The sequence below is a fragment of the Microvirga sp. RSM25 genome, assembly GCF_044784385.1.
In the GTDB taxonomy this organism is placed as follows: Bacteria; Pseudomonadota; Alphaproteobacteria; order Rhizobiales; family Beijerinckiaceae; genus Microvirga; species Microvirga tunisiensis.
Genome location: NZ_CP173039.1, coordinates 5,208,572 through 5,217,500, shown reverse-complemented (window position 1 = coordinate 5,217,500; position 8,929 = coordinate 5,208,572). Strand labels below are relative to the sequence as shown.

Annotated in this window: 7 protein-coding genes, 1 tRNA gene and 1 rRNA gene; 4 read left to right on the top strand and 5 right to left on the bottom strand. The window is 62.7% G+C overall.

Features of this window, described 5'->3' with window-relative positions:
• Positions 1-75: 75 nt before the first annotated feature.
• Positions 76-152 (bottom strand) — tRNA-Ile (locus tag ACD578_RS24855).
• A 149-nt stretch (positions 153-301) separates the two neighbouring features.
• Positions 302-1,788, bottom strand: a 16S ribosomal RNA gene (locus ACD578_RS24850).
• A 617-nt stretch (positions 1,789-2,405) separates the two neighbouring features.
• On the opposite strand from ACD578_RS24850, the gene ACD578_RS24845 reads away from it, so the two are divergent.
• Both ACD578_RS24845 and ACD578_RS24840 read left to right on the top strand, forming a co-directional pair.
• On the top strand, positions 2,406-4,442 hold the full coding sequence (locus ACD578_RS24845) for a M23 family metallopeptidase (protein WP_404289425.1): 2,037 nt from the start codon (positions 2,406-2,408) through the stop codon (positions 4,440-4,442).
• A gap of 5 nt (positions 4,443-4,447) precedes the next feature.
• Positions 4,448-5,365: an AEC family transporter gene (locus ACD578_RS24840; RefSeq protein WP_404289423.1), complete on the top strand. Its 918-nt coding sequence runs from the start codon at positions 4,448-4,450 to the stop codon at positions 5,363-5,365.
• Here the strand turns inward: ACD578_RS24840 and gluQRS are convergent.
• Entirely contained in the window at positions 5,344-6,240 is an 897-nt protein-coding gene (gluQRS, locus tag ACD578_RS24835) for a tRNA glutamyl-Q(34) synthetase GluQRS (protein WP_404289421.1), read from the bottom strand. The genes ACD578_RS24840 and gluQRS overlap by 22 nt on opposite strands.
• A 33-nt stretch (positions 6,241-6,273) precedes the next feature.
• On the opposite strand from gluQRS, the gene ACD578_RS24830 reads away from it, so the two are divergent.
• Together ACD578_RS24830 and ACD578_RS24825 are read left to right on the top strand one after the other, a co-directional pair.
• Positions 6,274-6,918 carry a DNA-3-methyladenine glycosylase family protein gene (locus ACD578_RS24830; RefSeq protein ID WP_404289419.1) on the top strand — a complete coding sequence of 215 codons (645 nt, stop codon included), beginning with the start codon at positions 6,274-6,276 and terminating at the stop codon, positions 6,916-6,918.
• A 55-nt stretch (positions 6,919-6,973) separates the two neighbouring features.
• Positions 6,974-7,657, top strand: coding sequence for an alpha/beta hydrolase (locus ACD578_RS24825; RefSeq protein ID WP_404289417.1), 684 nt, complete (start codon positions 6,974-6,976; stop codon positions 7,655-7,657).
• Here ACD578_RS24825 and ACD578_RS24820 read toward each other — a convergent pair.
• Positions 7,654-8,424, bottom strand: a complete 771-nt coding sequence (locus ACD578_RS24820) for an HpcH/HpaI aldolase/citrate lyase family protein (protein WP_404289415.1) — start codon at positions 8,422-8,424, stop codon at positions 7,654-7,656. The genes ACD578_RS24825 and ACD578_RS24820 overlap by 4 nt on opposite strands.
• A 63-nt stretch (positions 8,425-8,487) precedes the next feature.
• Complete coding sequence (locus tag ACD578_RS24815; protein ID WP_404289413.1) at positions 8,488-8,811, bottom strand: DUF1476 domain-containing protein; 324 nt, start codon at positions 8,809-8,811, stop codon at positions 8,488-8,490.
• Positions 8,812-8,929 lie beyond the last annotated feature (118 nt).

Below are 8,929 nucleotides of genomic sequence, written 5' to 3'. Positions count from 1 at the left end.
CCGCGCCACGGGGCGCGGCGGCCGGTCGGCCTTCGCAAGAAGAGCAGGACGGCGTCTGAGGCTAACCAAGATAAATGGTGGGCCTGGGACGACTCGAACGTCCGACCTCACCCTTATCAGGGGTGCGCTCTAACCACCTGAGCTACAGGCCCCAATCGGAGTGGAAACCCCGACCGATGTATCCGGAATGAGAAGAGAAACGAAGACGGCAGCGTCCCGCATAGCGAGACCTGACTGGTCTCTTTTGTTCCAAGCGATCCGATAAAACCGACCGAGGTCGGCCTTGAGGGATCGTCCTTAGAAAGGAGGTGATCCAGCCGCAGGTTCCCCTACGGCTACCTTGTTACGACTTCACCCCAGTCGCTGACCCTACCGTGGTCGCCTGCCTCCTTGCGGTTGGCGCAGCGCCGTCGGGTAAGACCAACTCCCATGGTGTGACGGGCGGTGTGTACAAGGCCCGGGAACGTATTCACCGTGGCGTTCTGATCCACGATTACTAGCGATTCCGCCTTCATGCACTCGAGTTGCAGAGTGCAATCTGAACTGAGACGGCTTTTAAGGATTAGCTCCCCCTCGCGGGTTCGCTGCCCTTTGTCACCGCCATTGTAGCACGTGTGTAGCCCAGCCCGTAAGGGCCATGAGGACTTGACGTCATCCCCACCTTCCTCTCGGCTTATCACCGGCAGTCCCCTTAGAGTGCCCAACCAAATGATGGCAACTAAGGGCGAGGGTTGCGCTCGTTGCGGGACTTAACCCAACATCTCACGACACGAGCTGACGACAGCCATGCAGCACCTGTGTTCCCGCCAGCCGAACTGAAGGATCCTGTCTCCAGGATCCACACGGGACATGTCAAAGGCTGGTAAGGTTCTGCGCGTTGCTTCGAATTAAACCACATGCTCCACCGCTTGTGCGGGCCCCCGTCAATTCCTTTGAGTTTTAATCTTGCGACCGTACTCCCCAGGCGGAATGCTTAAAGCGTTAGCTGCGCCACTGACGAGCAAGCTCGCCAACGGCTGGCATTCATCGTTTACGGCGTGGACTACCAGGGTATCTAATCCTGTTTGCTCCCCACGCTTTCGCGCCTCAGCGTCAGAACCGGACCAGTTAGCCGCCTTCGCCACTGGTGTTCTTGCGAATATCTACGAATTTCACCTCTACACTCGCAGTTCCACTAACCTCTTCCGGTCTCAAGCCATGCAGTATCGAAGGCAATTCTGTGGTTGAGCCACAGGCTTTCACCCCCGACTTACAAAGCCGCCTACGCGCCCTTTACGCCCAGTGATTCCGAACAACGCTAGCCCCCTTCGTATTACCGCGGCTGCTGGCACGAAGTTAGCCGGGGCTTCTTCTGCGGGTACCGTCATTATCGTCCCCACTGAAAGAGCTTTACAACCCTAAGGCCTTCATCACTCACGCGGCATGGCTGGATCAGGCTTGCGCCCATTGTCCAATATTCCCCACTGCTGCCTCCCGTAGGAGTTTGGGCCGTGTCTCAGTCCCAATGTGGCTGATCATCCTCTCAGACCAGCTACTGATCGTCGCCTTGGTGGGCCATTACCCCACCAACTAGCTAATCAGACGCGGGCCGATCCTTCAGCGATAAATCTTTCTGCTCTCGCACGTATCCGGTATTAGCCCAAGTTTCCCTGGGTTATTCCGAACTGAAGGGCACGTTCCCACGCGTTACTCACCCGTCTGCCACTCATCCCGAAGGATGCGTTCGACTTGCATGTGTTAAGCCTGCCGCCAGCGTTCGTTCTGAGCCAGGATCAAACTCTCAAGTTGAAAGAATTTGATCTCGACTAAATCTCTACGCAAATTGACAGAGTACCTCCATCTCCAGGTTTCCCTGAAGCGGTGTACTCACCAAAGCATAGACATGGTCGATGTTCTCATTCGATCGCCCCGAAGGACGATCCGCAAGGACACCGCCGCCTACGCTTCTCTTCTCTCTTCACTTGTCAAAGAACAGGCATCTTTCGATGCCATCGATAAAAACAGACCCCCGCAGAACAGCGTTTGTTCCCGACCGAAGTCAGGCCCAACAGCCCGGTTTCTGAGGAAGATCTGGGCGCCGTTCGCGTCAGCGGCGGCGTCGATGGCCGGTATATAGGCCCAACCCCTTTGGCCTGTCAACGTGCTTGTGAAAGTTTTTTGACAACCGAACCAATTCCGACGCCAGCGAGCGTGCCGCACAGGTTTTTCTGCTCCTGCCTCACTGCCGACACAGTGCGGAATGAAGCAGAGCCGCGGCCGGCATTTCTTTTCCGGAACCTCTTGTCCTGGAGAGTTGGCGCGCCGCCCAAGCTTATCTATTGAACTGTGCGGTTGTCGTCTCGTGTGCTAGATGGCCTCTGGTGTCTGTGACAGCAACCCACCCGCATCGACACCAGACAGAGATCATGAGCCCTCTTCCCCCCGATGACAGCCATGCCAAGAGTTTCCGTAAGGAAGCTTCGCATCTGTCGTCCGGCATCGATCTCGGGCACGAGCCGCCGCTCAACACCAACGGCATTGCGGCGCCCGAGGTCGACAAATGGGAGGTGAATCTGCGCTGGCTCGGCGCCAGCGTTCTGACCGGCGTCACGGGCGCGGTCCTGATCGGCGCCTCCATCTACATCGCCCTTGAAGGCGCAATGGTCTCCGCCCTCCCCCCGGAGCGGGCGGCACTCAATGGCCGGGCTCCTTCAGGAACCAACGAGGAGCGGACCTCGAACTTGGCCCGCAAGGCTGACCGGCTCAACATGACGGAGAATACCTCCTCCGCAAGACAGAGCTTCAAAGCGCCGATGACGATCCGCAATGGCGAGCGCGAAGCCATCAAGGTCCGGCAGTTCGTACGCATCGCGACGAACCTCTCCCTGACTACCGGCACCTACGCCTCCGATATTCCGCCCTTCAATCCCCTGCGCCTGTTCGCAGAGGGAATGGACGAACAGCGCGTTGAGCCGACCCCGGAGGTTGCCGATGCCGATGTGTCGGTCCTCAGGCGCGACCTTGCCGCGGTGGCCATCGCGGCGAGCGCTCCCTCCCTGACGGATGGCGACGTGCTTGCGATCCTTGAGGAGGAGAGACGGGTCTTCAATGAGGCCGGGCGCCGAACCTCCGTGCCGATTCCTGCCCAGCAGATGCTGTCGCGGACCCTGCGGCAGCCGGAGGGGTTGGGCGATGCCCTCGGCTATGCCCGCGTCGTCGATGCGCCCTTCAGCACGATCGAGGTTCGCGTCGTGCCCGAGAACGTGACCGATCTTCCCAAGGTCGAGCAGACGGCGATGGCTCCCCTCGTCGAGGAGCGCGATGTGGCTCTCAAGAAGGGTGAAACCCTCGAGACGGTCCTGCGCAGCTATGGGGGTACGCCCGAGCAGATCGCCGCGATCACCTCGGCTCTGGCGGCCCGCATCAAAGTTGAGGGCCTGACGGAGGGTCAGAGGCTACGCATTCTCATCGCACCCGGTCCCCGTCTCGGGGATCCCAGACAGATCGTGCGGGTGATCACGTTCGGGGAGCGAGGCATCGAGGGCATTGCCGCCGCCAATGATCGCGGCGTCTTCGTTTCCGTGACACCACCCGCCGACGAGACGAACCGGCAGGTGGCCGAGGCTTCGGAGGAAGAGGAAGAGGATGACCGGCGCGGCGGCGTGCGGCTCTACGAGAGCCTCTATGAGACGGCCCTCAAGAACGAGCTGCCCCGTCAGACGGTGGACGAACTGGTGCGCATCTTCGGCTATGATGTCGATTTTCAGCGCCGTGTGTCGCAGGGAGATGCCTTCGAGATCTTCTATGGTTCGGATGACGAGAATGGAACGCCAGAGGTCCTCTATGCCTCCCTCACCGTGGGCGGGGAAGCGCGCCGCGTCTACCGCTACCAGGGCGAGGACGGCACGGTCGATTTCTTCGACGACGCGGGCCGCTCGCTCAAGAAGTTCCTGATCCGCAAGCCCATCGCCGACGGCATCCTGCGCTCGGGCTTCGGCTCGCGCTTCCACCCGATCCTGGGCTATTCGCGGCCGCATACGGGCATAGACTGGGCGAACAAGGTCGGCACCCCGATCCTTGCCGCAGGTAACGGCACCATCCGCTTTGCCGACTGGAAATCGGGCTACGGGCGCCATATCGAGATCCAGCACGCCAACGGCTATGTGACGACCTATTCCCACATGTCGGGCTTTGCCAAGAGCATGAATCAAGGCGTCAGGGTCCGGCAGGGTCAGGTCATCGGCTATCTGGGCAGCACGGGCCTGTCGACCGGCCCCCACCTCCATTACGAGGTGCTCATCAACGGCAGCTTCGTCGATCCTCTCAAAATTCGCCTGCCGCGCGGAAGGGAGCTCGAGGGCCGTGGGCTGGTGGACTTCAAGCGCCAGCGCGAACAGGTCGATGAATTGATGTCCCACAGCGTCGCCTCAGCGACTCTCTCCCAGCGTGCGGAGCTGCGATAGAGCCCATGCTCGAGCTTTTCGCGATTGTGCTGCCGGTCTTCGGTTTGATCGGCATCGGCTATGTCGCGCGTCAGACGGGCTTCATTTCCGAGCGCGCCGGCGAGGGGCTGTCCGAATTCGTCTTCACCTTGTCCCTGCCCTGCCTGATCTTCCGCACCCTCGTTCGCGCCGAGATTCCAGACGTCCAGCCCTGGGGCTATTGGATCTCCTACTTCGTCGGCGTGGCTGTGGTCTGGCTTCTGGCCACTGTGATCGGTCAGCGCTTCTTTGGGATCAAGGGTATTTCCGCGGTCGTCGCCGGTTTCTCGGCAGGTCAGGCGAACACGGTCTTCGTCGGCGTCCCGATGATCCTGAAGGCCTACGGGGACGAGGGTGCCGTCCCGCTCTTCCTGCTCATCGCCGTCCATCTGCCCGTCACGATGACCCTCGCGACGATCCTGGCCGAGGGACGACAGGCCTCGCCTGTCATCGTCCTGCGCCGCCTCTTCACCCATCCCATCGTCGTCGGCATCCTGGCGGGATCCGCCTGTCGTCCCATTGCCGCCTATGTGCCGGCCTCGGCTTGGCAGGTCATGGACCTGCTGGCGAGTGCAGCGGTTCCCTGTGCCTTGATCTCCATGGGCATCGCCCTGCGCCGCTACGGGCTGCAGACGGGCTGGAAGCTGCCGACCGTGATCTCGTTCCTCAAGCTCGTACTGCATCCCCTGATCGTGCTGCTGTTGGCCACCCGGGTCTTCAACATGCCGCCGGTCTGGGCCGGGGTCGCGGTGCTCTTCGCCTCGTGCCCATCAGGTATCAACGCCTACCTCTTCGCCGAGCGGTACGGGGAGGGCGTGGCTCTCGCCTCCAGCGCCATCACCCTGTCGACCTTTCTGGCTCTGGGGACGACGCTGGTCTGGCTCTACGTGCTGGGCGTCGGCTGAGGATCGAGCCCGAGGCGTCGCCATATCGCCTGAGGCGTCACGCCCTCGGCACGCAGCTCGGCCAGGGATTGCGATTGCCGGCTCTTCGCCAGCTTGTCGCCGGTCGGATCGAGCACGAGACCATGATGGTGATAGAGGGGCGTCGGCAGGTCCAGCAGAACTTGGAGCAGCACGTGGAGGTCGGTCGCGGCTTCGAGATCCTGGCCGCGGACCACGTGGGTGACGCCTTGGAGCGCATCGTCGACGATGACGGAGAGATGATAGCTCGTCGGCGTCTCCTTGCGCACGATCACCGCATCGCTCCAGCGCCACGGCTGCACGGTGACGATGTCCACCCGGCCTTCGCGGTCGAATGTCTGAAATCGATGCGGCCCCGGCACAAGCTTTTCCAGCGCCGCCATGTCGAGGCGCCAGGCATGGGGCTCGCCGGCCGCGATCCGACGATCGGCCTCATCAGTGGGCATGTCACGGCAGGTGCCCGGATAGAGCGGAGCGCCGTCCGGATCGCGGGGCCAGTCCTGGCCGCTCTCCGCCTCCCGGCAGGCGATTGTCTCCGCGATATCCCTGCGGGTGCAGAAACACGGATAGACCCCTCCCTTCCCCTTCAGCCTCAGGAAGGCGGCGTGGTAATCGGCGAAGTGCTCCGATTGCCGTCGCACGGGAGCCTCCCAGTGCAGGCCGAGCCAGGCGAGGTCGTCACAGATGGCGGTCTCGAATTCGGGTCGGCAACGTGTGATATCGATATCCTCGATGCGCAGGAGGAAACGACCTTGGAGGCGGCGGGCGAAGTCAGCGTTGAGCAGGGCGGAATAGGCATGCCCCAGATGAAGCCGCCCGTTGGGGCTGGGAGCGAATCGAAAAACCGGCTTCGTCACGGGAGCCTGCATCGGAAGAAGGAACGCGAAGGAATGACCACCCTCCTCGAAACGGACGCGGTTCTCAAGAGGGGCTTGGGCGAGTTGGCGAGGGCGGATCCCGTGATGGCGAAGCTGGCCGCAAGCGGGATCACGCCGCAATTGCGCAAGCGGCCGCCAGGTTTTGAGGGTTTGGCCTGGATCGTCATCGGCCAGCAGGTTTCCACCGCCAGTGCGACTGCCATCTGGACCCGCTTGCGGCAGATCCTCGAACCTCCGACGCCAGGGGTCTTTCTTCGGCTCTCCGATGAGGATCTCCGGACAGCCGGATTGTCGGCCGGGAAGGTCAGGACCCTGCGCGCCGTAGCGACGGAGCTCATCGAGGGCAGGCTTCCCCTCGATGAGCTGCACAACCATTCGGCCGACGAGGCCCATGACCTTCTCACGCGGGTGAAAGGGATCGGCCCCTGGACCGCCGACGTGTACCTGCTCTTCTGCCTCGGGCATTCCGATGCCTTTCCGAGCGGGGATTTGGCCGTGCAGGAAGCCGCCCGCCTCGCCTATGGGTTGGAGCAGCGGCCGGACGCCAAGACCTTGACGGCTTTGGCCGAGAACTGGCGCCCTTGGCGGGGCGTGGCAGCCAAGATGCTCTGGGCCTATTACCGTACGATCAAGTCCCGGGAGGGCGCTCCCGTTTGACCGCGACAGCATCCATCGCGCCCTGTCGGCACTCAGACCGCAAAGGATCTCCGTCATGGCCGCCATCGATGGCCCTCGCCTTGCTCCGAAATCCGGGACGCCCAAGCAGCTCGTCGTCCTCCTTCACGGTCTGGGAGCCGACGGAAACGATCTGATCGAGCTGGGAGGGCAATGGCGCGACCGGCTGCCGGACGCCGCCTTCGTGGCCCCTCATGCCCCGGATCCATGTGGGAATGTGCCCATGGGGCGGGAGTGGTTTCCCCTCACCCTGACCGACCCGCGCGAATTCTGGCGTGGCGTGACCTATGCGGCTCCCGGGCTCGACGCCTTTCTGGACCAGGAGCTCGCCCGGTATCCCCTGCCGGCTTCGAAGCTTGCCCTCGTCGGCTTCAGCCAAGGCGCCATGATGGCGATCCATATCGGTTTGCGCCGGCAGACCGCCCCGGCCGCCATTATCGGCTATTCGGGCCTTCTGGTGCTGGAGGATAGGCAGGGACCGGAGAGCCTTAGGAATTCGGCACGGACGAAGCCGCCGATCCTGCTGGTTCATGGAGACCGGGACGATGTGGTCCCGGTCGAAATGTTCTTCTTCTCGAAGGAGGCTCTGGGCGCGGCGGAGATCCCCTGCCAATGGCACCTCTCGGCCGGCCTTGCCCACGGGATCGACGACGAGGCTCTCAGGCAGGGCGGCCTGTTTCTGGCCCAGGCCTTCGATCTCCCCTCCTCCGGGAAGATCTAGGCCCGTGCGGCCGCCAGGGCGGCCGCGGCTCCGGCTCTGAGCATGGAGATGTCGCTGCCGATGGAAACCATGTGGAAGCCCTTGCGCACGAGCTGAGCCGCCCGCGCCCCTGACACGGCATAGATGGCGGCGACCTTGCCCGCAGCCTTCACGCGGGCAAGCGCATGATCCAGGGCCTTCTCGACCTCGGCGCTGGTGGGATCGAGGCCTTTTCCGCCTGAGAGGGCGATCGACAGGTCGGAGGGACCGATGAAGATGCCATCGATCCCGGGCACCGCTAGGATGTCGTCGATGATGGCGAGGGCTTCGCGCGTCTCCACCATGGCGAAGGAAACCGTCAGGTGATTGGCCCGCTGCAGATACTCGCCCGGCTCGAGCCCTGAGAGGGAGAGCGCCCCATAGGCGCCCCAGCTGCGTTCCCCGACGGGCGGGAACTTCATGAAGCTGGCGAAGCGTCTTGCATCCTCGATGGTGTTGATCATGGGGGCGATCACGCCCGAGACCCCGGCATCCAGGAAGCGCGAGGCGGATGCGAAATCCCCTATGGGGATACGGACCAGGGCCGGCTTTCCGGCAGCAGCGATCAGCGGCACCGCCTGGAGTACGGTGGCAAAATCGATGGAGCCGTGCTGCATGTCCATGACGACGGCATCGAACGCCTCGCGGGCCAGGATCCCGGACACGGAGGGATCCGGCATGCCGCACCAGGCCGTCAGAAGAGGAGAACCGGCTGTCAGCCGCTCGGGAAAGGATGGATGGGTCGGCATGATGCCCCTTTGGATTGAGTGGTTCTTCGGAATCCCGCCAGGATTCCAGCGGCCGGAATGGCGTTACTGCCCCGCTTTGATCTCCTCGACGGCGCGGGCCATCAGCTGGCTGAGCTTGACCTTGAGTGAAGCCTCGTCGATCGATTGGCCGGCTGCGCCAAGATCCTGATGAACCTGGCGCAGAACGTCCGCGTCGCCCGGCTCGTGGAAATCGGCCAGCACGATGCTCTTGGCGTAGGCCTCCGCATCCGCTCCGCTCTTGCCCAGGCGCTCGGCCGCCCAGAGGCCGAGCAGCTTGTTGCGGCGCGCAGTTGCCTTGAAGCGGAGCTCCTCGTCGAGGGCAAACTGTTTCTCGAAAGCATCCTCACGTTCGTTGAATGTGGTCATCGGCCTTATCCTCCCTTGCTTTTCCTTTATGCGATATAAGGGCGCACTCGCGCTGCGGCCAGACGCTCCCCATCTTCAAAAGGGTACTTCCACCGAGTTGCAGGCCAGCAGCTCATGT

Coding starts and splice junctions, on each gene's coding strand:
- ACD578_RS24845 (WP_404289425.1), top strand. CDS start 2,406: ATGAGCCCTCTTCCCCCCGATGACAGCCATGCCAAGAGTTTCCGTAAG.
- ACD578_RS24840 (WP_404289423.1), top strand. CDS start 4,448: ATGCTCGAGCTTTTCGCGATTGTGCTGCCGGTCTTCGGTTTGATCGGC.
- ACD578_RS24830 (WP_404289419.1), top strand. CDS start 6,274: ATGACCACCCTCCTCGAAACGGACGCGGTTCTCAAGAGGGGCTTGGGC.
- ACD578_RS24825 (WP_404289417.1), top strand. CDS start 6,974: ATGGCCGCCATCGATGGCCCTCGCCTTGCTCCGAAATCCGGGACGCCC.
- ACD578_RS24820 (WP_404289415.1), bottom strand. CDS start 8,424: ATGCCGACCCATCCATCCTTTCCCGAGCGGCTGACAGCCGGTTCTCCT.
- ACD578_RS24815 (WP_404289413.1), bottom strand. CDS start 8,811: ATGACCACATTCAACGAACGTGAGGATGCTTTCGAGAAACAGTTTGCC.